Below are 20,747 nucleotides of genomic sequence, written 5' to 3'. Positions count from 1 at the left end.
CACTTCAGGAGCGCAAAGCTACGCTTGCATCGAAACGCTGAGCGTTAAGCAATGAAACCATCGTAGGGAATTTCCGCCCCATGCGTGTACTCCTCGTAGAAGACGACGAACTCATCGGCTGTGGTGTCGAAGCAGGCCTGCGCCAGGCCGGCTTCACGGTCGACTGGGCACGCGACGGCCACAAGGCCAGCCTCGCGCTCGACACCACCCGCTACGCATTGATCGTCCTCGATCTCGGTCTGCCCCGCGTGAGCGGCATGGAGCTGCTGAAGCGATTGCGCGATGCCGGCAACGACGTGCCGGTGCTCGTGCTGACCGCGAAAGGCACCGTGGTCGATCGCGTCGGCGGTCTCGAAGCGGGCGCCGACGACTACCTCGGCAAGCCCTTCGACCTCACCGAGCTGATCGCGCGTTGCCGTGCGCTGCTGCGTCGCGCACAAGGCCGCAGTATCGATCTGATTCGTTACCAGAATCTGACAGTGAATCCGGCCGCGCAAACCGTGCAGGTCGATGAGGCGCGCGTGCCGCTCACGTCGCGCGAATGGGCGATCCTGCTGCAGCTGCTGACCAATCTCGGCATCCCGCAGTCGCGCTCGCGGCTCGAGGAAAGCCTGTACGGCTGGCAGGAGGAAATCGAAAGCAATGCGATCGAGGTGCACGTGTCCAATCTGCGCAAGAAGCTCGGCACCGGTTTGATCAAGACCGTGCGCAATATCGGCTACGTGATGGAGAAGGAATGATGGGCTCGTCGATTCGCCGGCGCCTCGCGCTGCTCGTGCTCGCGAGCATCGTGCTCGTGTGGGGCATCGCGCTCGTGTCGAGCTACCGGCAGGCGTCGCACGAAGTCGGCGAATGGGAAGAAGCGCGCCTCGCGGAACTCGCGCAGATTCTCGCGCTGCTCGATCCCGCCAATCTGACCACGCTCGCCAATGCGCGCATCGACGTGCGTGAAGAGGAAAAAGGCGGCGAACCCGGCGCAAGCGATCTCGACGACGACGACACGCTGCCGCGCGACGCCCTCTTCCAGGTGCGCGCCGCCAACGGCGAAGTATTGGCGGGCAGCCCTCAATTGCACGCGCTCGATGCGTGGGACCTGCCGCTGCCGCCCGCGAGCGGCGCGCACAACATCATGCTCGGCGGCCAGATGTATCACTCGTTCACGCTGCGCGGCACCGCGCTCGGTCACAGCGTGCGCGTATTCGAGCCGGCCAACACGCGCAGCGACCTCGTGAGCGGCGTGGCGAGCCGGATCACGCGCTCCACGCTGGTCGCGCTGCCGGTGCTCGCGCTGCTCGTGTGGATCAGCATCGGCTGGAGTCTCGCGCCGCTGAAGGTGCTGTCGGCGGCGATCCGTTCGCGCGACATCAACCGCATGGGGCCAGTCGGTATCGGCCGCACGCCGATCGAGGTGCGCCCGCTCGTCGACGCGATCAACCAGATGCTCGCGAGCCTGCACAATTCGCTAGAACGCGAACGCGCGTTTACCGCCGACGCCGCGCACGAACTCAAAACGCCGCTCGCCGCGATCAAGGTACAGGCACAGGTCGCCCTCGCCGAGCCGGACATCGCGTTGCAGCGGCTCGCGATGGAGCGCGTCGTGCAGGGCGTCGATCGCAGCGCGCGGCTCGCCGAGCAATTGTTGCTGCTCGCGCGCCTCGACGAGCACGAGAAATTGCCGACCGAGCCGCTCAAGCCGGCGGCGATCGCGAAGCACACGCTGCTTGCGAACGAGCGCAACGCACAGCAGAAAAACATCAGGGTGGTGCTGAGCGGCGACCTGCTCGCCGAGATCTACGCGGAGCCGGTGCTGATCGGCATCCTGCTCGACAACCTGCTCGATAACGCGATCAAGTACGGTCGCGCGGACGGCAACATCGAAGTTGCCGTGCAACAGACCGGCGATCGCGTGCAGGTCACCGTGCGCGACGATGGTCCCGGCGTCGAGCCGGACGATCTCGCCCGGCTGACGAGCCGTTTCTTCCGCGCGACCGGCCATCAGGCGACCGGCAGCGGGCTCGGCCTGTCGATCGTCGCGCGTATCGCGGAGCACTTCGGCGCGAGCCTGCATCTTGGCACGGGCATCGGCGAGCGGGGGCTGGCGGTGCGGGTGTCGTTTCCCGCTGTCGTTTCCCGCCTATGAGAGGGTGCGCTCACGCGTGAGACCGGTTTCTTTGGCGGGAAAAATCAGCGCCCGGCACCGCGCCGGCTCGCCTCGCCGACGGCCGAGCGCTGTTCCGCCAGTCCCGCACCGCGCACCGCTGTGCGCCCCGGCGATTCACTGAACTGCCATGCGATCAATCCCGGCACGAACATCAGCAGATCGCGAATCCGCCGCGCGGCCGCGAGCGCCAGACAGGTCGCCGGATCGAGACCCAGCGCGCCGCCGATCAGAATGAAGCCGCCCTCCTGTACGCCGAGGCCGCCCGGCACGAAGAACGCCGCGCTGCTGATCGCCTGGATCAGCGATTCGATCACGATCGCTTCGACGAGCGTCACGCGCGCGCCGAGAAAATACAGCGCGAGCCAGATTTCGAGCGACGTCAGGAAGCATTGCAGCGGCTGCCAGAAGAACAGATAGCGCAGCACGACCGCGCGCCGCCGCCAGATCAGCTTGATCGACTGATCGATCTGCGCCGACTGGCCGACGAGTGCGGCGAGCTTGCCGCTCGTGATGCGATTGAGCACGCGCGTGATGCGTTCGAACGGATTCGCATGCTGCACGAGCGCGAACAGCAGCAGCAGCGGCATGAGCACCACGACGCCCCACGCGAGCTGTCCCGCGAGCCGCAGCGTGCCGGATTGCGCATGCGCGAACAGGAAGCCGATGCCGACCATCGTGAACAGCAACTGGCTGATTACCGTCAACTGCATGTCGACGATGATGCTGCCGACCGCGCTCGACGCTCGCACGCCCCAGCGTCTGAGCATGCGGAACGACACGAGTTCACCGCCCACCCGCGCGACTGGCAGCATGCTGTTGACCGATTCGCGCACCCACACGAGATGCAGCATCTTGCCGAAGCTCGGGCGGTTCGCGCCGCGAATCAACGAGCGCCAGTCGCAGGCATTGGCGATCATCGGCAACACGTGCGCGAGCGCGGCCAGCACGAGGCCCGCGCCGGCCGCGCGCAACGCGCCGAGCACGGTGCCGGGATCTTCGCGCCAGACGAGCCATAGGGAAACGAGCAAACCCGCGAGCGCGGCCGCGCGGCCGAAATGCTTCATCACGCGCTGACCTCGCATGCGGATGGGATGTGATCCATCATTGCCTGCCCAACCTACCGTTCATTCGTCATTCGTCATTCGTCATTCGTCCTGCGCCGCAGACAGCAGCCCGTCGCCGTCGACCTTGAAGCTGAAACCGCGCCAGATCACGCGCGACGAGCGGAAGCTCGCGACGAAAATCGCAAACGACACGATATCCCATAACGGCAGCAGCCACAGATCGCGGCACGGCCGGCGCAACGCGCGATCGGACAGCAGTTTCAACGCGAGCCGCGCGGCCATCGCGGCAAACACGAGCGGCCACGCCCACCACGCGCCGCCCGAGAACGCGAGCGCGAGCAGCGCGAACGTGAACGGATGCACGAGCGCCGAGCCGAAATGCCCGAGCGGATCGATGCGGCGGATCGTGCGGCTCCAGCGCAGCTCATGCGCGACCAGTTGCGTCGCGCTCGACTCGACACACGCATGCGAAATCGCGAACGGCGGAATCACGACTTCCTCGCCCACCGCGCGCACCGCTTCGCCGATCGCGTGATCCTCGGCCAGATGTCGCGCGAAGGGCTTGAAGCCGCCGATACGCTCGTAGGTATCGCGCCGCATCGCAATGGTCTGGCCGAAGCATGGCCGCGCCAGCCCGAGCGCGAGCCCCGTGACGACACCGGGCAGGAACTGGTAGTTGGTCGCGATCGCCGAGAGCCGCGGCCAGAAACCCGGATCGGGCTGGCCGCGATACGCGCAGGTGACGAGCCCGACGCCCGGCCGCTGCAATTCGCCGATCACGTTGCGCAGATAGTCGGGCCCGACGCACACGTCGCTGTCGGCGAATACGAGCACGTCGTGACGCGCCTGCGGCAGCATGTTGAGGATGTTGCTGATCTTGCGGTTCGGACCGTAGAGCCGCGCGTCGGCGATCACGGTCATATCCGCGTCCGGATGCAGCCGGCGCAATTCTTCGACGGTTTGCAGCGCGGGGTCCGCCGAGTCGTGCACGCCGAACAGGAATTGCACGGGCCCCGGATAGTCCTGCTCGCAGAAGCTCGACAGATTGGCGAGCAGCGCCCATTCGTTGCCGTGCAGCGGCTTGATGATCGTGACAGGCGGAAAGCTCGCGGGTTGGGCGAGGCTCCTTGCGAAGAAGCGCCCGATCAGCGCGCTCGCCAACACCGTATAACCGATGCCGACGACGGCCGCCGCCGCGCACGCATACGCGAACGTGACGGCGGCGAGATGCGCTGCGCTCACGCCTCGTGCGCGCGCAGGAAGCGGAAGAATTCGACGCCTTCGCGCAGGCGCCGTTTCATCATGTCCCAGCTCGTCAGCATTTCGCGCAGGATCTCCCAGATCTTCGACGGCCGGAAATAGAAGCGTTTGTAGAAGTTTTCGAGCTGGTGATAGATCTCTTCGCGCGACAGATGCGGATAGCCGATTGCCGCGAGCTGCACCCCTTCCTTGCTGACGAGGTTGATGACCTTGTTCTCTTCGAGCCAGCCGTTTTCGACCGCCTGGCTGTACAGCGTCGTGCCGGGATACGGCGCGGCGAGCGACACCTGGATCGTGTGCGGATTGATTTCCTTCGCGTACTCGATCGTCTTCTGGATCGTATCCTGCGTCTCACCGGGCAGGCCGAGAATGAAGGTGCCGTGAATCTTGATGCCGAGCTTGCGGCAATCTTCGCTGAAGCGCCGCGCGATGTCGGTGCGCAGACCCTTCTTGATGTTGAGCAGGATCTGGTCGTCGCCGGACTCATAGCCGACGAGCAGCAGGCGCAGGCCGTTTTCCTTCATGATCTTCAGCGTCGAGTACGGCACGTTCGCCTTCGCGTTGCACGACCACGTGACGCCGAGCTTGCCGAGACCGCGCGCGATTTCCTCGACGCGCGGCTTGAAGTCGGTGAAGGTGTCGTCGTCGAACATGATCTCCTTGACTTCGGGCATGTTGTCGCGAATCCACTTCACTTCGGCCAGCACGTTCTCGACCGAGCGCGTGCGGTAGCGGTGCCCGCCCACCGTCTGCGGCCACAGGCAGAACGTGCAGCGCGAGCGGCAGCCGCGGCCCGTGTAGATCGACACGTACGGATGCTTCAGATAGCCGATGAAGTAGTTGTCGATCTTGAGGTCGCGCTTGTAGACCGGCGCGACGAACGGCAACTCGTCCATGTCTTCGAGGATCGGGCGCGCTTCGTTGTGCTCGATCGAGCCGTCGGCCGCGCGATAGCTCAAGCCCTTGATCTGCGCGAACGGCGTGCCCTCGGCAACCTCCTTGCAGGTGAAGTCGAACTCTTCGCGGCACACGAAATCGATTGCGTCGCTCGCGGTCAGCGAGTTATGCGGATCGACCGCGACCTTCGCGCCGACCATGCCGACCAGCAGCGACGGCTTGCGTTTTTTCAGGTCTTCGGCAAAGAGCGCGTCGGTCGGAAAGGACGGCGTGCTCGTGTGGATGATGACGAGGTCGTATTGCGTGGCGATGTCGAGCGTTGCATCGACGCCGAGGCCGTCGGCGGGCGCGTCGAGCACGCGGCTGTCGGGAACGAGCGCGGCCGGCTGCGCGAGCCACGTCGGATACCAGAAGGAGCGGACTTCACGCTTGGCTTGATAGCGCGAACCCGCGCCACCATCGAAGCCGTCATACGACGGCGCCTGCAAGAACAGGGTTTTCATGGATGCTCCAGCAAGCCTCTGCGGCGCTTTCAATTTTCAGTCGGGAATCTATCTGTCCATTGCCCGCACGCGTGTTGCAAGGATCATGCGAGTGACACGCGTATGACAACGGCCGCGGTCCGGAAAGGCCACGGGCAATGGCGCAAATAGTACGGAGCAAAGCTGAAGGAAACCTGAAGCATGATACTGCGTTCCCGTGCTGCGCGGCATCATCGTGACAGTGGATTTCGTGTAATCCGATGCTCGTCGTATTGATATGGTAATCGGATAGAAAGGCAGGGAGAGCAAGGAAGGCGCGTCACGGACCGCGAGCCGGACACGTGCCAGCGCGCGAGCAAGCAGCGTGCCACGCCCCGCCGGTCAGGCCCGGGTCCGATGCGATCGGGCACAATCAGATAAGATAATCGTTATCGGCAGTTCAATCATGGCCGCGCCGGTCCCGCCGGCGCCCCTCGCGCCCGCTTGCCTCACGATCCCGCGGCCTGTCGTTTTTCCCACTCACAGGAACCCAGCATGGCTATCCCGAGCTACACCGATACCCGACTTCTGATCAACGGCGAATGGTGCGATGCCGCCAGCGGCAAGACCCTCGACGTCGTCAACCCCGCGACCGGCCAGGTCATCGGCAAGGTCGCGCATGCCGGCATCGCCGACCTCGACCGCGCGCTCGAAGCCGCGCAGCGCGGCTTCGAAGCCTGGCGCAAGGTGCCGGCCAACGAGCGCGCGACGATCATGCGCAAGGCCGCGGCGCTGGTGCGCGAGCGCGCTGCCGACATCGGCCGCCTGATGACCCAGGAACAGGGCAAGCCGTTCGCCGAAGCGCGCGTCGAAGCGCTGGCCGCGGCGGACATCATCGAATGGTTCGCGGACGAAGGCCGCCGCGTGTACGGCCGCATCGTGCCGTCGCGCAACCTCGCCGCGCAGTCGCAGGTGCTCAAGGAGCCGATCGGCCCGGTCGCGGCCTTCACGCCGTGGAACTTCCCGGTCAATCAGGTCGTGCGCAAGCTCTCCGCGTCGCTCGCCTGCGGCTGCTCGTTCCTCGTGAAGGCGCCGGAAGAAACCCCGGCCTCGCCGGCCGCGCTCCTGCAGGCGTTCGTCGAAGCCGGCGTGCCGGCCGGCACGGTCGGCCTCGTGTTCGGCGACCCGGCTGAAATCTCGAGCTACCTGATCCCGCATCCGGTGATCCGCAAGGTCACGTTCACGGGCTCGACGCCGGTCGGCAAGCAGCTCGCGGCGCTCGCCGGCGCGCACATGAAGCGCGCGACGATGGAACTCGGCGGCCACGCACCGGTGATCGTCGCTGAAGACGCCGACGTCGCGCTCGCCGTCAAGGCAGCCGGCGCGGCCAAGTTCCGCAACGCAGGCCAGGTCTGCATCTCGCCGACGCGCTTCCTCGTGCACAACAGCATCCGCGAAGAGTTCGCCGCGGCGCTCGTCAAGCATGCCGAAAGCCTCAAGCTCGGCGACGGCCTCGCCGAAGGCACGACGCTCGGGCCGCTCGCCAACGCGCGCCGTCTGAGCGCAATGGCGAAGGTCGTCGACGACGCGCGCAAGACCGGCGCGAAGATCGCGACGGGCGGCGAGCGCGTCGGCTCGGAAGGCAACTTCTTCGCGCCGACCGTGCTGACCGACGTACCGCTCGAAGCCGACGTGTTCAACAACGAGCCGTTCGGTCCGGTTGCCGCGATCCGCGGCTTCGACAAGCTCGAGGAAGCGATCGCCGAAGCGAACCGTCTGCCGTACGGCCTCGCCGGCTACGCGTACACGAAGTCGTTCGCCAACGTGCATAAGCTGTCGCAGCAGATGGAAGTCGGCATGCTGTGGATCAACCAGCCGGCCACGCCGACGCCGGAAATGCCGTTCGGCGGCGTCAAGGATTCCGGCTACGGCTCGGAAGGCGGTCCGGAAGCGATGGAAGCTTATCTCGTCACGAAGGCGGTGACGGTGATGGCGGTTTAAGGGCGAGGTTCGGGAACGTCGCGGCGGCGCGGCGTTCCTGCTCACGCTTCAATCGACCTGCTTCAATCGACCAGCCAGGTCCGCGAGCTTTTCACTCGCGGACTTTTTTATTTGCAGCCATGAGCGACACCCTCTGCGATCCGATGCAGCCCACGCTGACCGGCCCGGCCGTCGAATTACGGCCGCTGTGCGAAACGCACGCGCGGGCGCTCGTCGACGCCGCCGCTGACGGGCAATTGTGGAATCTGAAGCTGACCGTGGTGCCGGGACCGGCGAGCATCGACGCTTATATCGCCACCGCGCTCGCCGGACGCGCGGCCGGCACGGTGATGCCGTTCGTGATCGTGCGGCGCGACAGGCATACGGACGGCGGCACGAGCGCCGACACAAGTGATGGCGCGAGCCATGACACAGGCAGCGGCGCAATCGTCGGCAGCACGCGCTTCTGGAAGATCGACCGCGCGAATCGCAAGCTCGAAATCGGCCACACGTGGCTGAGCGAATCGGCGCAGCGCTCGGCCGTGAACACCGAGGCAAAGTATCTGCTGCTATGCCACGCATTCGACACGCTGCAATGCGTGCGCGTGCAGTTCACGACCGACGAACTCAACGAGAAATCGCGCGCGGCGATTCTGCGCATCGGCGCGAAACAGGAAGGCACCGTGCGGCACGAGCGCATCATGCCGGACGGACGCAAGCGCAACTCGGTGCGCTTTAGCATCATCGATGACGAATGGCCGGCGGTGAAGGCGATGCTCGAAGCGAAACTGGCGCGCTGAAAAGTGCGCCGGTTCGTCGCGCGGTTGGGGCTTAGCGCCCTGGTGTTGCGTTGCCGTGGCGCCGCGTTGCACCGTTATCGCGCCCGGGAAGCGCCAGAATCCGCATACGCTTCAGCCGCCCCCCTCTTCGCCGGGGCTCGCCACACGCGCCCCGGCGCGAGCGAGCCCGGCTGCCGTATTTACCCGGCTACCGTACTCAAACGCGCGCGTCGCGCTCGTTGAGCGGCGCGGCCTGCGCCGTCGCGAACTCCTCACGCAGCGCGTCGCGCGCATGATGCCGGCGCACCCACAGCGCCGTGAGAATCGGCACGAGGATCGCGGTCACGAGGCAAGCCGTCGCGACCATCGCGGTCGCGGCCGGCACGAGCGGCTTGAAGCTCGGAATCATGTCGGCGATGATCGCCGGATTCGCGACCGCGGCCCCCGCCGTCGACGACGCCGCGAGCCCCGCCGCGCCATTGCCGCCCGCGATCCAGCGGTCGGCGAGAATCAGCGGAATGCCGGTCACGACGATCACACCGAGCCCGAGCACGACGCCGGGCAAGCCGCTCGTCACGATCACGTTCAGATCGATGCCATTGCCGAGCGCGAAGCCGAAGAACGGGATCAACGGATGCACGCAGCGGCCGAACAGTTCGCGCAGGTCGCTATCGAAGTTGCCGAGCGCGAAGCCGATCAGGAACGGCAGCACCGCGCCGACGAACAAACGCGGCTCGAAGAACGCGACGCCGGTCGCGCCGAGAATGATCATGCTGATGAGCGGCCCCGATTCGACCGACATCAGCACGAACGCGCCCGCCTCTTCCTTCGTGCCGTACTGCTGCATCACGGCGGCGTAGAGGCCGCCGTTGGTCATGTCCATCGAGGTCGTGATCGCGAGCATCGAGAGCCCGGCGAAGAGCCCGGTCTTGACGCCGTCGATTGGGATGAAGCGCGCCGCGATCAAGGTGACGATCCACGCGACCAGCATTTTCGTCGCGAGCAGCGTGCCCGATTTGCGCAGCACGGTGCCGGTCGCGCGCAGGTCGATCGTCGCGCCCATGCAGAAGAACCACACCGCGAGGATCGGCACGGTGCCGGTAATGAGGCCGTTCGTGAACGAGCCGAAGTATTTGCCCGCTCCGGGCGCGAACGTGTGCACACAGGCGCCGAGCAGCAGCGGCACCAGCATCAGGCCGCCAGGAATGCGGTCGATGGCCTTCTTGATCTTCATGCCTCCTCCATGGACTGTCACGTCCCGTTGACGGGTGGATCACCCTGGGTTATGTCCCGTTCTGCGCCGGGCTATCCCTGTCCGGCGCAATATAGCACCATGAAAGGAACGCTATTCCGTTTCCATTAAAAACGCGGGCTATCGTTTACCCGCTCTCTATTCGAAATTCTTGCCAGGCTCGATGCCACATAGCAATATTTTTGGACCAGCATTCCGAAGCTGAAATTCTGCGTTACAGTCCAGGAAACATGGCGCTGACATGGGCTTGAACACAGTGAACACGTTCGGCATGGGCATGCACTGGCGGTGGATGGCGATCGGCTCGCGCGTTAGCCAAAAGCACACCACACGCTGTTCGCTATGCACTCGCACCGGCGGCGTAAACCCATAGCTCGGGTTGGCACAGACAGGGAATGACGGACATGGCGGCAATAGAACCACAGATCGACAAAGCACGGAACAAAGCTCGCGGCGCAGTTCACGACGAAGTTCACGGCGAAGCCCGCGACAGAACGCGCGGCAAACCGCGCAAGGACACCGATGCGCCGCCCGACGCGGACAGCGGCGAGCGCGGCGAATCGGCGTCGTCGGTCGGGCGGGTCTTCGCGATTCTCGGCGCGATCGGCGACACCGGGCAGATCGGCATCAGCGAACTGTCGCAGCGGCTCGGTATGTCCAAGACCACCGTGCATCGCGTCGTTCAAACGCTGAAGGCGCTCGGCTATGTGACGCAGGAAGTCGAAACCGAGCGCTACCGGCTCACGATCCGTCTGTTCGAACTCGGCGCGAAGGCGCTCGAAAGCGTCGATCTCGTGCGCGAGGCCGATGTCGAAATGCGCCGCATCGGCCAGATGACGCGCGAAGCAGTTCACCTCGGCGCGTTCGACGACGACGCGATCATCTACATCCACAAGATCGACGCCGACTACGGCCTGCGCATGCAATCGCGCATCGGCCGGCGCAATCCGCTGCATAGCACGGCGATCGGCAAAGTGCTGCTCGCGTGGATGGAACCGGCCGATGCGCGCGACGTGCTCTCGCACGCCGAATTCCGCAGATCGACGCAAAAGACGCTCACCTGCGCCGAAGCGGTGCTGAGCATTCTGCCGCGCGTGCGCGAGCAGGGTTACGGCGAGGACAACGAAGAGCAGGAAGAAGGACTGCAGTGCATCGCGGTGCCGGTGTTCGACCGCTTCGGCCACGTGATCGCGGGCCTGTCGATTTCGTTTCCCACGATGCGCTGCGGCGCCGACACGAAGCAGCACTATGTCGCATTGCTCAAGCAGGCGGGACTCGCGATTTCGACGCGGCTCGGCTATCGCGAAGCGAGTGCGGCGCAGCCCTCGGCGGCTCAATAGGCCAGGCGGGCATGCAATGTGTCCGAGGTGCTGCCGATGCGCGCCTCATGTGCGGATCTTGCCCACGCTTCACGCCTGATCGAACTGCATCGAACCCGATACGAACCCGATCGAACCTTAAGAGACGCTGATGGCGCAACGCGTCCTGTCTCTTTCATATGACGCTCGCGCGAGCGTGCCAACCGGCCTCACGTCTCCAGTCTGCAACCGAATGTGTCCGCGCGATACATTCGCGGCGAAACACGATTTGCCGCATCTGTCAGCACTCAATGCGTCGACGGTTCGATGCGCACGCTCGCGTGCAAGCCCGTTGTGCGCGCTTCTTTTCATAACGCGTTCAAGGGTTTGCCTGCCTGTTTGACAATCGCTTGTCATTCCTGCGCGCGGCGCTTGCGCTTCTCTTTGCATCATTCGACATGGCCGTACGGCCACGCTCGCGCGCGAGCGCATCGACACGTCCTGTTACACACAAACACACCGATAGTTGCGCCACCCAGTAGAGTTCGGTTCACACGAAACGCAATGGCAACATCGGCAAAAGGAAGCAACGTCATGAAGAAAATTTTTGCGCTGGTCATTCTGGCCGCTACGCTCGGCGGCGCGCTGAGCGGTTGTATCGTGGTCCCCGACGACCATCATCACGATCATCACTACGACCACGATCATTATTGAGCGCACGGCGGGCGCCTCGTGAATCCCCGGCGGCGCCTGTGCGTATCCACACTCACACCATGACAAACATCGAAACAGAGAACAACATGAGCCATTCACGCAACCGTTGGATGTCGTTGACGATCGTCGCAGGCCTCGCGATCGGGGCGTCGTCCGCCGCGTTCGCGCACGTCGACGTCGGTGTGAACATCGGCATTCCAGGCGTGGCGGTGGCGCCCGTGTATGCGCCACCGCCGCCGGTCTATGTGCAGCCCGCACCCGTCTATGCGCCGCCGCCCGCGGTCGTGATCGCGCCGGGCTGGTACAACGATCGCTACTACGACGGTCATCGCTATTGGGAGCGGCGCGATTGGGAACGCCATCACGGCGATTGGGACGACAGGCGCGGCCCGCACGGCGACCGGCATGACAACGGCTGGCACGGCCATAGGCACGATGACGATGATTGATGAAGGATGGGCGGCTATATCGCCGCGCCACTCCGGCATTCGCGCCACCCCTTCGACAGGAGCGACGACGTGCTACAAAACGATCCAAGGCGCGTAACTGCGCACATCGACGGCGCGCTTATCTGCGCCGAATACAGCGAGCAGACCGGTCAACTCTGTTTGCGTCAGAACGGCACGCTGTTGCGCGAATGGTTTCCGCCTCATTCGTGGATGGCGATTGCGTCGGTGGCCGGCGCGCGGCACTGGGGCACACGGCCCACCGACGACGATCTGCTCGCGCTGCTGCGCAACGAAATGACGCTGCTGCGCACGCCGTGAGTTTTCACGGCGATGCGGCCGTCATTCGGCCGTGACAGCGCCGAGCGCTTCATTCGCGGACGATTCCTCGCGCGGCGCACGCCGCATCATCAGAAACACACCGCCTGCCGCAATGACGGCCGGCACCGCAAGCAGGCTGAACACTGCGCCGAACTGCCAGCCGAGCCCCATCAACGCCGCGCCGACGAGCGCACCCGCCACACCGCCGATGCGCCCTATGCCGAGCATCCACGCGACACCCGTGGCGCGCGCACGGGTCGGATAGAAGCTTGCCGCGAGCGCCGACATCGACGTGACCGCGCTCGTCGCCACCGTGCCGGTGAGGAAGATCAGCGTGCCGAGCCAGACCTGATGGCCGACGCCCTGCCCCACGAGCAACACCAGTGAGCCCACCAGCACATAGGTCAAGGCGATCACGCGATGCCCGGCGAAGCGATCCATGACCCAGCCGACACACAGATTGCCGAGGATGCCGCCAAGCGGAAAAAGCGAGGTCATCAAGGCGGCTTTTTCGCCTGAGAAGCCCGTGTCCCTGAACAGCGTGGGCAGCCAGTTGGTCAGCAGGTAGTAGATCAGAAGTCCCATGAAATAGGCGAGCCACAGCATCAGCGTGCCGAAGCGGTAGCGCGCCGACAGAATGATCGCGAGCGCCCACTCGGCGCGCGCGTTACCGGCGTTGCGACGCACGTCCACGGCAAAGAAACGACAGCCGTCGAAACGGCTCTGCGGCGCAATGCGTTGCAGAATCCGGGCGATGCGTTGATCGGCCTGCTTGCGCACCGCGAGAAATTGCGCCGACTCCGGCAGCAGCAGAATCAGCAGCACGGTCAGCACGATCGGGCCGACGCCGCCCGCCACCAGCACGCTCTGCCAGCCGAACTGCGGAATCATCCACGCGGATGCGAAACCGCCTAGCGCGAGGCCGCACGAAAAGCCACAGAACATCGCGTTGACAGCTACCGCGCGAATGCGTGCGGGCGCGTATTCGGACATCAGCGTGACCGCGTTCGGCATCGCCGCGCCAAGACCGAGGCCCGTGAAGAATCGCAGCAGCGTGAGCGATTCGATCGAAGTCGCTCGAGCCGCGGCGAGACTCCACAGTCCGAAGAAAAATACCGACAGCACCAGCACCGTCTTGCGGCCGATACGATCCGCGCACGGACCCGCCGCGAGCGCGCCGATGCCGAGTCCGACCAGTGCGGCGCTCATCACCGGGCCGAGCGCGCTGCGTGCAATCCCCCACTGCTGCACGAGCGACGGCGCGATGAAACCGACCGCGGCCGTATCGAAGCCGTCCGCCGCGACGACGAGGAAGCACAGCACAAGAATCGTCCATTGAAACGGCGAGAAACGCTGCGCGTCGATAAACGCCTGAACATCCACAGTGCGTTCGGAGTGGGTCATTTGAGCGCTCCTTTTACGTGGTGATTCAGGTGGTGACTCAGGTGGTGCAAATGCACGGCGCGGTCGTACGCTCGTGTAGTGGGCGCTTCGCCGCGTTGCGGCTTGCTGTAGCGCCCGGCTTCGGTCTGTCTCATTGCGATGTCTCCGTGAAATGGCGGAATGATTTTTATTGTTTGGATTGCTACCTAAAACGCTGCCGCTGCAACCGGATTCTGGTCCGGCCGCGGTGAATCGATGCGCGATCAGTCGCCTGCCGCGCCGTACGCGTGCCAGCCGCCGTCCACGCTCAGCACGGTCCCTGTGATATAACTCGCCGCGTCTGACGCGAGAAAGCTGATTGCCTGCGCGATTTCCTCGGGACGCGCGAGCCGTCCTATCGGCGTGCGCTTTTCGATCGACTGCACGTTCAGTTGGCCGTTGTGCCTGAGCGTCTCGACCAGTTCGGTCGCCACATAACCGGGCGCCACCGCATTCACGCGAATGCCGTCACGCGCCCATTCGCAGGCGAGCGAACGCGTCATCGCAACGATGCCCGCCTTCGCGGCGCCGTACGCATTGCGAGCCGGGATGCCGGCGAGCCCCGCGATCGAGCCGAGATTGACGATTGCACCGCTGCGCTGCGCCAGCATCACGCGGCCGGCTTCCCGGCACGCGAGAAACGTGCCGCGCACATGAATGTCGAGCAGCCGGTCGAAGGCGTCGACGTTTTGCTGGATGGTCGGATGCGGTTGATCGCCATTGCCCGCGTTGTTGATCAGTACGTCGAGCCGCCCGAAGCGCTCGACGCACGCGTCGATCAGCGCACACACATCGGCCTCGGCAGCCACGTCCGCACCGACGCCGAGGTGCCCGGCGCCCAGCTCACGTGCACGTTTGCCGGCTTCCTGCGCGTCGAGATCGGCGATGACCACGCTATAGCCCTCCTGCGCGAAACGCTGTGCGCAGGCCCAGCCGATGCCGTTCGCGCCCCCGGTCACGATGGCAGCGCGTTGTGCTCTTTCCTGCCGTGTTCGTTCATTCATGCCTGCCTCCTGATAGAGCTCGTGGCTAACGCAGCATCGCCAGGGTCTTGAAGTCGACACGCCGGATGATCCGGCTCTCCTGCGCGACGATCAGATGCGCTGATGCCTGCAGATACGCGGGCCATTCAGGGTCGGCGTCGCGCGCGGTGCGGCGCTGATCGTAATCGGCGATGCTCTCGTAGCCCCACAGATGCACGACCTGATTCAACGCGCCGATATCGCTCATATAAAAGCCGACGGGCGCACCCAGATACTTGAGCTGAATCGGCATGGCGAGCCGGTCGAATACGTCGATGAATTCCGCCATGCCGCGCGGACGGATCGTGTAGATGCGATGATCGACAAAAGGCTTACTCTGGCTCATGTGCCGGTCCTCAATACGGTTGCGGATGCGTCGATGCCGTTGCCCGTGCGATTGCTCGTGCGGTTGTCCATGCTGTTCGCGCTCCCGCTCACACCCGCGAGATGACGCCCGGTGATGTAGCCGAAGGTCATGATCGGCCCGAGCGTGATGCCCGCGCCCGGATAGTTGCCGCCCATCACGCTTGCGCGATCGTTGCCCACTGCGTAGAGACCGGCAATCGGCGCGCCCGCTTCGCCGAGCACTTCGCCGGTTACGCTGGTTGCGATGCCGTCGAAGGTGCCGAGGTCGCCCATCACCACCTTCAGCGCGTAGTACGGTCCGTCGCCAATCGGTGCGACGCAGGGGTTCGGCTTGTGCTCGGGGTCCGCGAGATAACGGTTGAACGACGTCGTCCCGCGGCCGAACTCGCGATCTTCGCCGCGCACCGCGTCCGCGTTGTAGCGTTTCACCGTGGCTTCCAGTGCCACTGCGTCGAGTCCCGCATTGCGTGCGAGTTCGGCAAGCGTGCGGCCCGTGCTCAGATAGCCGTTGCGCAGTAGCGGCCCAAGCGGCACCGGCGCGGGCTTCGCATAACCAAGCCCGTATTTGCGGATCGTCGCGTGATCGCAGATGAGCCACATCGCGGTTTCGCTCTCGTTCGCGCACGCTTCGATCATCGCCGCGCCCACGTCGTGATAGGAATTCGCTTCGTTGGTAAAGCGCTTGCCGGTGCGCGTCACGCCGATCACGCCGGGCTTGTAGCGATCGACGAGATGCGGGAACACGCCGATGCTGCCGTCGCGCATCGGCACGCGCGAAACCGGCATCCACGCCGCGGGCTGCGGATAACGTATCGCCACCTGCGCGCCGAGACGTTCCGCCATGCCGACGCCGTCGCCGGTATTGCCAGACGGCACCGGCGACACGTGTTCGCCGCCGCATCGCACGTGCGGATACGCACGGGCGATGCGCGCCACGTCATGCGAGAAGCCGCCGCATGCGAGCACCACGCCGCGCCGCGCGACGATGCGCGTCTCGCCATCTGGACCATCGACGAGCGCGCCTGTCACGCGATCATCGGTCACGACCAACTCGCGAGCCGCCGAGTTCGTGTGAATCGGAATGCCGAGATCGAGCGCCGTTTTCGCGAGACGCGCGGCGAGCGCATTGCCGCTCGTGATCTGCACGCCGCGCCGGTACAGCGCGAGGTCCTTCAGATGGCTGGCGAGACGCTTCGCGACATACAGCGCGGATTTGAGCGAGCGCGTCGCATTGAAGAAGTGCTTGAGGTCCGCATTCGACGAGTTGAACATCATGCCGATGAACGTGATCGTCGCGAGCGGCGGACGCAGCCGCGTGATGTCATTGCCGAGCGCGCGCGCGTCGAACGGCGCGGCCACGACCGAGCGGCCGATATCGACACCACCCTCCACGTTCGGGTGATAGTCGGGGTACAGCGTCGGCACGAATTTGACCGCGGTCTCACGCTCGAAGAAATCGAGCATTTCCGGACCGGTGTCGAGAAACGCATCGACGGCGGCGGCGTCGAAAAACGCGCCGGTTTCGTTGCGCATGTAGGTCAGCGCGGCTTCGCGCGTATCGCCGACACCGTTGCTTTTCGCGTGACGGTTGCCCGGAATCCAGAGCACGCCGCCTGAAAACGCGGTCGTGCCGCCGAAAAAAGGCTCTTTCTCGATCACGACGACATCGAGTCCATGCTTGCGCGCGGTGATGGCCGTCGAAAGACCGCCCGCGCCCGAACCGATGACGAGCACGTCGCATGTCAAAGCGGCGCTGCGCATTGGATGGGTCATGATATGGCTTCCTTGTGTGAGAGCTTAGCGGGCGGCTTGCGACGCCTCGAAGCCGGGACGCGGCACGAGGTCCATCAGCATGCTTTCGAGGCCGCCGTCGACAACCATTTCCGCGCCGTTGACGTAGGCGGAGCGGTCGCTGGCGAGAAACGCGACGACGTCGGCGATATCGTTCGGCTCGCCGATGCGGCGGCTTGCCGTCATCGCGCTGCGACGGCGTTCGATATCGCCGTGCTCATAGAACGCGGCGGAAAGCGGCGTGCGGATCATGCCGGGACACACCGCATTGCTGCGGATGCCGCGCGGCCCCCACTCCGCCGCGATCTGCTTCGACAGCATCGTCACGCCGGCCTTGCCCGCGCTGTACGCGCCGCTATAGGTTTGCGGATGATGCGCGGCCACCGACGCGACGTGCACGATCGCGCCTGCGCCGCGCTTCAACATGCCGTGACCGAACTGTTGAGAGCACAGCATGTAGCCCGTCAGATTCACGCGCAGCATCGCGTTCCATGCATCGAGCCCGATCTCTTCGATGCCGCCCGGCCGCAACAAGCCGGCATTGTTCACGAGCACGTCGGCGGCTCCGTACGCTGCTTCGACGTCCGACACCGTGCCGCGTACGCTGTCGATGTCGCCGATATCGCAAGCCACTGCCAGCGCTTCGATGCCGCTCGTGTTCAGCGTGTGTGCAAGCGCACGGCACTTTTCTTCATCGCGGTCGAGCAATGCAAGGCGCGCGCCGGCTTCGCCGAACACCTGAGCAATGGCGCGGCCAATGCCGCCCGCTGCGCCGCTCACTACGCAGACGCGGCCTTCGAGTCCGAGCCAGTGGCGCGATTTCGTATCTTCTTCGCGCTGACTCGTTAGCTCACCTCTTTTTTCGATCATTTGATTAGTCATCCGAATCTCCATGATTCCAATCGTGACGGCGATGTGCTGTCGCGGCGTTGCCGCCGCGCTAATCAACCGTGTCTTTCATGGGAAAAAGTATAGCTACGAGCGTGACACTGAAATTGGACAAAGACAACGCATCGCAGGACAATTCGAACATAGGAGACGAAACGGCATGAGGAATATCCCTAACTACGATCTGTACGGAGAGTCGGCGCGGCCGCCCTGGTACGATGCCTTCAACTTCGAATGGATCGCCGAGCGCAGTCGTCCGAACGACTGGCATATCGCTGCTCACCGGCACGACGCGTTGCTGCAGATTCTCTATATTCGTAGCGGCGCGGGCCATGTGCTGATCGAAAGCGAAAAGCTCGCGATCGAGCCGCCGTGCCTTGTGCTGCTTCCGGCACAAACGGTGCATGGATTCGTGTTTTCGCCGGAGATCGACGGCCTCGTGATTACCGCCGCACAACGGGCGCTGGAGTCGATCTCGAAGGTGGTGTCACCGGGTCTGCTACCGGTGCTGCAACGGCCTGCGCTGACTCCCGTGCGGCACGAAATCGGCGAGCGCACGCTGATGCCGTTGTTCGGTTTGCTGGAGCAGGAATTTCGCGGCAGTGCGCGCGGTCATATCGCCGCGGGCATGTCGCTCATGATTGCACTTTTTGTGCAGGTGGCGCGGTTGACGGATGCGGTATCGACTGCCGGAGCAACCGCCAGCGCGACGATCAACGACCGGCGCGCGGCGCAACTCAAACGGCTGCGCGAACTGGTTGCCACGCACGTGCGCGAACATCAACCCATCGATTTCTACGCGGAAAAGCTTGGCGTCACAGCGGCGCAACTCGGCCGTATCTGTCGTGAAGAACTCGGGCATTCGCCGCTGTCGCTCGTCAACGACCAGTTGATACGCGAGGCGCAGCGCGATCTGGTCTACTCAGGCTTGAGCATCAAACAGATCGCGCATGCGCTCGGTTTCGAGGATGCGGCTTATTTCAGCCGCTATTTCCGCAAGCAGACGGGTGTCACGCCCAGGGAATTTCAGTCGGCCGCGCATCAGCATCTGTCGATCAATTAGGATCCCGAGGCGCCGCGTGCGACTTACCGCAGGCCTTGCATCTGCGCGCCGGCGATGCCGACGTAGTTCTCCGCCAGCACCGTGGCCGCCGTGCGCGACGTCGTCACGTACTCGAGTTCGGCAAGCTGCAATTGCTGCTCGAACGGCGAAGCGCCTTCGATACGATGCAGCATGCTCGTCATCCAGTACGAGAAGTGCTCGGCGCGCCAGATGCGCTTGAGCGCGGTTTCGCTATAGCGGTCCAGCAGATCCGTGCGATTTTCCCTGTAGAACGCATTCAGTGCCTGGCTGAGCACCTTGACGTCGGCCACCGCGAGGTTCATGCCCTTCGCGCCCGTCGGCGGCACGATATGCGCTGCGTCGCCGGCGAGGAACAGGCGGCCGTGCTGCATCGTCGTCGAAACGAAGCTGCGCATGCCGACAATGTTCTTCTGGAAAATCTTGCCGTCGACAATCTTCTGACCGTCATGCGAATCCGCGCGTGCATGCAGTTCCGCCCAGATGCGGTCGTCGGACCAGTTATCGACCGAGTCCTTCGGATCGCACTGGAAATACATGCGCTGCACGTTGTGCGAGCGCGTGCTGATGAGCGCGAAGCCGCGTTCGTGACGCGCGTAGATCAGTTCGTCCGACGACGGCGGTCCTTCGCTCAGAATGCCGAACCAGCCAAACGGATAGACGCGTTCGAAGTCCTTGCGCAGCGCCTGCGGAATCGCCGCGCGCGACACGCCTTGCGAGCCGTCGCAGCCGATCACGAAGTCGCATTGCAGCTCGTGCTCCTCGCCTTCGTGGCGATAGCGGATCGACGGCGTATCGGTATCGATGCCGTGCACCGACGTATCCGACACGCCGAAACGCAGCTCGGCGTTCGCGGCGACACGTGCCGCGACGAGATCCTTGATGACTTCGTGCTGCGCGTAAACGGTGATCGCATGACCGGTGAGGTCCGTCAGATCGATGCGGTGGCGACGGCCTTCGAAAGCGAGTTCGAAACCGTGATGCAATGCGCCTTCCGCTTTCATGCGTTCGCCGAGACCGGTTTCGGTCAGCAGGTCCATCGTGCCCTGTTCGAGCACGCCGGCGCGGATGGTGGATTCGATCTGTTCGCGGGTACGCGTTTCGAGCACGACGGACTCGATACCGCGCAGATGAAGCAGGTGGGAAAGAAGCAGGCCGGCGGGCCCGGCACCGATGATGCCAACTTGAGTACGCATGGTGTGTCTCCTGAATGCGGTGATGATTTGCACTCAGTGTGACGATCCCGGTCGGTATCCCGCAACGCGATATGACAGATAGCCTGTATCGCGTGGCGAGATAGAAGGTCTATGCCGATGGCATGCGCAGCCGGCTCGTATCGGCCGAAAACGCATGCCAGCCGGGGTTTTCCGTCGATCAGGAGAAGCGGCGGCTCATTGCATCGGCCTGGCGTGCCCTCAGGTAAACCCCGATGTGTTCAGCTAGACAAGGAACAGCCGATACACCGGGTTCTGCGTCTCTTCCCAATGCGGATAACCCAGCGTTTCGCGAAACCGCTCGAACTCCGCGTGCTCGCTCTCGGGCAC

19 protein-coding genes are annotated in these 20,747 nt (G+C 64.4%); 8 read left to right on the top strand and 11 right to left on the bottom strand.

Going from position 1 to position 20,747, the window contains the following annotated elements; all coding sequences use genetic code 11:
* Nucleotides 1-80: 80 nt before the first annotated feature.
* Both B9Z01_RS05245 and B9Z01_RS05240 read left to right on the top strand, forming a co-directional pair.
* Nucleotides 81-740 carry a response regulator gene (locus tag B9Z01_RS05245; RefSeq protein ID WP_085481206.1) on the top strand — a complete coding sequence of 220 codons (660 nt, stop codon included), beginning with the start codon at nt 81-83 and terminating at the stop codon, nt 738-740.
* Complete coding sequence (locus B9Z01_RS05240) at nt 737-2,140, top strand: ATP-binding protein (protein WP_085481205.1); 1,404 nt, start codon at nt 737-739, stop codon at nt 2,138-2,140. Before B9Z01_RS05245 ends, B9Z01_RS05240 begins: the two co-directional genes overlap by 4 nt.
* 44 nt (nt 2,141-2,184) lie before the next feature.
* Here B9Z01_RS05240 and B9Z01_RS05235 read toward each other — a convergent pair whose 3' ends face one another.
* The 3 genes from B9Z01_RS05235 to hpnJ form a co-directional block, all read right to left on the bottom strand.
* Nucleotides 2,185-3,225 carry a flippase-like domain-containing protein gene (locus B9Z01_RS05235; protein ID WP_244195962.1) on the bottom strand — a complete coding sequence of 347 codons (1,041 nt, stop codon included), beginning with the start codon at nt 3,223-3,225 and terminating at the stop codon, nt 2,185-2,187.
* Between the two features lie 81 nt (nt 3,226-3,306).
* Nucleotides 3,307-4,467, bottom strand: a complete 1,161-nt coding sequence (gene hpnI / locus B9Z01_RS05230) for a bacteriohopanetetrol glucosamine biosynthesis glycosyltransferase HpnI (protein ID WP_085481204.1) — start codon at nt 4,465-4,467, stop codon at nt 3,307-3,309.
* Complete coding sequence (gene hpnJ, locus B9Z01_RS05225; protein WP_085481203.1) at nt 4,464-5,885, bottom strand: hopanoid biosynthesis associated radical SAM protein HpnJ; 1,422 nt, start codon at nt 5,883-5,885, stop codon at nt 4,464-4,466. The genes hpnI and hpnJ overlap by 4 nt, the downstream gene beginning before the upstream one ends.
* Before the next feature lie 513 nt (nt 5,886-6,398).
* On the opposite strand from hpnJ, the gene B9Z01_RS05220 reads away from it, so the two are divergent.
* Nucleotides 6,399-7,844 (top strand): NAD-dependent succinate-semialdehyde dehydrogenase, encoded by a 1,446-nt coding sequence (locus tag B9Z01_RS05220; RefSeq protein ID WP_085481202.1) that lies wholly within the window; start codon nt 6,399-6,401, stop codon nt 7,842-7,844.
* 119 nt (nt 7,845-7,963) lie between these two features.
* The gene (locus B9Z01_RS05215) at nt 7,964-8,623 is read left to right on the top strand and encodes a GNAT family N-acetyltransferase (RefSeq protein WP_085481201.1); all 660 of its coding nucleotides are present in this window, start codon (nt 7,964-7,966) and stop codon (nt 8,621-8,623) included.
* A gap of 196 nt (nt 8,624-8,819) precedes the next feature.
* Here B9Z01_RS05215 and kdgT read toward each other — a convergent pair whose 3' ends face one another.
* The gene (kdgT, locus tag B9Z01_RS05210; RefSeq protein ID WP_085481200.1) at nt 8,820-9,836 is read right to left on the bottom strand and encodes a 2-keto-3-deoxygluconate transporter; all 1,017 of its coding nucleotides are present in this window, start codon (nt 9,834-9,836) and stop codon (nt 8,820-8,822) included.
* Between the two features lie 413 nt (nt 9,837-10,249).
* Between kdgT and kdgR the strand changes: the two genes are divergently transcribed.
* The 3 genes from kdgR to B9Z01_RS05195 all read left to right on the top strand — a co-directional run bounded on the left by kdgR (nt 10,250) and on the right by B9Z01_RS05195 (nt 12,633).
* Nucleotides 10,250-11,194 carry a DNA-binding transcriptional regulator KdgR gene (gene kdgR / locus B9Z01_RS05205; RefSeq protein ID WP_085481199.1) on the top strand — a complete coding sequence of 315 codons (945 nt, stop codon included), beginning with the start codon at nt 10,250-10,252 and terminating at the stop codon, nt 11,192-11,194.
* A gap of 758 nt (nt 11,195-11,952) precedes the next feature.
* On the top strand, nt 11,953-12,315 hold the full coding sequence (locus B9Z01_RS05200; protein ID WP_085481995.1) for a hypothetical protein: 363 nt from the start codon (nt 11,953-11,955) through the stop codon (nt 12,313-12,315).
* A gap of 69 nt (nt 12,316-12,384) precedes the next feature.
* Nucleotides 12,385-12,633: a hypothetical protein gene (locus B9Z01_RS05195; RefSeq protein ID WP_085481993.1), complete on the top strand. Its 249-nt coding sequence runs from the start codon at nt 12,385-12,387 to the stop codon at nt 12,631-12,633.
* A gap of 21 nt (nt 12,634-12,654) precedes the next feature.
* On the opposite strand, the gene B9Z01_RS05190 is transcribed toward B9Z01_RS05195, so the two are convergent.
* The 6 genes from B9Z01_RS05190 to B9Z01_RS05170 form a co-directional block, all read right to left on the bottom strand.
* Nucleotides 12,655-14,037, bottom strand: a complete 1,383-nt coding sequence (locus B9Z01_RS05190) for an MFS transporter (RefSeq protein ID WP_085481198.1) — start codon at nt 14,035-14,037, stop codon at nt 12,655-12,657.
* Nucleotides 14,034-14,171 (bottom strand): hypothetical protein, encoded by a 138-nt coding sequence (locus tag B9Z01_RS35435; protein ID WP_167387439.1) that lies wholly within the window; start codon nt 14,169-14,171, stop codon nt 14,034-14,036. The genes B9Z01_RS05190 and B9Z01_RS35435 overlap by 4 nt, the downstream gene beginning before the upstream one ends.
* A gap of 108 nt (nt 14,172-14,279) precedes the next feature.
* Nucleotides 14,280-15,059 carry an SDR family NAD(P)-dependent oxidoreductase gene (locus B9Z01_RS05185; RefSeq protein ID WP_085481197.1) on the bottom strand — a complete coding sequence of 260 codons (780 nt, stop codon included), beginning with the start codon at nt 15,057-15,059 and terminating at the stop codon, nt 14,280-14,282.
* A 25-nt stretch (nt 15,060-15,084) separates the two neighbouring features.
* On the bottom strand, nt 15,085-15,423 hold the full coding sequence (locus B9Z01_RS05180) for an NIPSNAP family protein (protein ID WP_085481196.1): 339 nt from the start codon (nt 15,421-15,423) through the stop codon (nt 15,085-15,087).
* Nucleotides 15,420-17,216 carry an FAD-dependent oxidoreductase gene (locus tag B9Z01_RS05175; RefSeq protein WP_085481195.1) on the bottom strand — a complete coding sequence of 599 codons (1,797 nt, stop codon included), beginning with the start codon at nt 17,214-17,216 and terminating at the stop codon, nt 15,420-15,422. Before B9Z01_RS05175 ends, B9Z01_RS05180 begins: the two co-directional genes overlap by 4 nt.
* Nucleotides 17,217-17,240: 24 nt before the next feature.
* A complete protein-coding gene (locus B9Z01_RS05170; RefSeq protein WP_085481194.1) occupies nt 17,241-18,104 on the bottom strand; it encodes an SDR family NAD(P)-dependent oxidoreductase in 864 nt (287 codons plus the stop codon).
* Between the two features lie 178 nt (nt 18,105-18,282).
* Between B9Z01_RS05170 and B9Z01_RS05165 the strand changes: the two genes are divergently transcribed.
* Complete coding sequence (locus B9Z01_RS05165) at nt 18,283-19,185, top strand: helix-turn-helix domain-containing protein (RefSeq protein ID WP_085481193.1); 903 nt, start codon at nt 18,283-18,285, stop codon at nt 19,183-19,185.
* Nucleotides 19,186-19,208: 23 nt separating this feature from the next.
* On the opposite strand, the gene B9Z01_RS05160 is transcribed toward B9Z01_RS05165, so the two are convergent.
* Complete coding sequence (locus B9Z01_RS05160; RefSeq protein ID WP_085481192.1) at nt 19,209-20,399, bottom strand: 4-hydroxybenzoate 3-monooxygenase; 1,191 nt, start codon at nt 20,397-20,399, stop codon at nt 19,209-19,211.
* Nucleotides 20,400-20,747: the final 348 nt, after the last annotated feature.

Origin of the sequence: Paraburkholderia susongensis, assembly GCF_900177725.1 — a bacterium.
GTDB classification, from domain to species: domain Bacteria; phylum Pseudomonadota; class Gammaproteobacteria; order Burkholderiales; family Burkholderiaceae; genus Paraburkholderia; species Paraburkholderia susongensis.
Note: the sequence above shows the minus strand (reverse complement) of the source record. Positions and strands in the feature narration are given on the sequence as shown.

What these genes read in the sequence shown, in the direction of transcription:
- B9Z01_RS05190 (WP_085481198.1), bottom strand. Translation starts at nt 14,037, where the DNA reads ATGACCCACTCCGAACGCACTGTGGATGTTCAGGCGTTTATCGACGCG.
- B9Z01_RS05220 (WP_085481202.1), top strand. Translation starts at nt 6,399, where the DNA reads ATGGCTATCCCGAGCTACACCGATACCCGACTTCTGATCAACGGCGAA.
- B9Z01_RS05165 (WP_085481193.1), top strand. Translation starts at nt 18,283, where the DNA reads ATGAGGAATATCCCTAACTACGATCTGTACGGAGAGTCGGCGCGGCCG.
- B9Z01_RS05175 (WP_085481195.1), bottom strand. Translation starts at nt 17,216, where the DNA reads ATGACCCATCCAATGCGCAGCGCCGCTTTGACATGCGACGTGCTCGTC.
- B9Z01_RS05185 (WP_085481197.1), bottom strand. Translation starts at nt 15,059, where the DNA reads ATGAATGAACGAACACGGCAGGAAAGAGCACAACGCGCTGCCATCGTG.
- B9Z01_RS05200 (WP_085481995.1), top strand. Translation starts at nt 11,953, where the DNA reads ATGAGCCATTCACGCAACCGTTGGATGTCGTTGACGATCGTCGCAGGC.
- B9Z01_RS05170 (WP_085481194.1), bottom strand. Translation starts at nt 18,104, where the DNA reads ATGATCGAAAAAAGAGGTGAGCTAACGAGTCAGCGCGAAGAAGATACG.
- hpnJ (WP_085481203.1), bottom strand. Translation starts at nt 5,885, where the DNA reads ATGAAAACCCTGTTCTTGCAGGCGCCGTCGTATGACGGCTTCGATGGT.
- B9Z01_RS05160 (WP_085481192.1), bottom strand. Translation starts at nt 20,399, where the DNA reads ATGCGTACTCAAGTTGGCATCATCGGTGCCGGGCCCGCCGGCCTGCTT.
- B9Z01_RS05180 (WP_085481196.1), bottom strand. Translation starts at nt 15,423, where the DNA reads ATGAGCCAGAGTAAGCCTTTTGTCGATCATCGCATCTACACGATCCGT.
- kdgR (WP_085481199.1), top strand. Translation starts at nt 10,250, where the DNA reads ATGACGGACATGGCGGCAATAGAACCACAGATCGACAAAGCACGGAAC.
- B9Z01_RS05245 (WP_085481206.1), top strand. Translation starts at nt 81, where the DNA reads ATGCGTGTACTCCTCGTAGAAGACGACGAACTCATCGGCTGTGGTGTC.
- B9Z01_RS05235 (WP_244195962.1), bottom strand. Translation starts at nt 3,225, where the DNA reads ATGAAGCATTTCGGCCGCGCGGCCGCGCTCGCGGGTTTGCTCGTTTCC.
- B9Z01_RS05240 (WP_085481205.1), top strand. Translation starts at nt 737, where the DNA reads ATGATGGGCTCGTCGATTCGCCGGCGCCTCGCGCTGCTCGTGCTCGCG.
- B9Z01_RS35435 (WP_167387439.1), bottom strand. Translation starts at nt 14,171, where the DNA reads ATGAGACAGACCGAAGCCGGGCGCTACAGCAAGCCGCAACGCGGCGAA.
- B9Z01_RS05215 (WP_085481201.1), top strand. Translation starts at nt 7,964, where the DNA reads ATGAGCGACACCCTCTGCGATCCGATGCAGCCCACGCTGACCGGCCCG.
- kdgT (WP_085481200.1), bottom strand. Translation starts at nt 9,836, where the DNA reads ATGAAGATCAAGAAGGCCATCGACCGCATTCCTGGCGGCCTGATGCTG.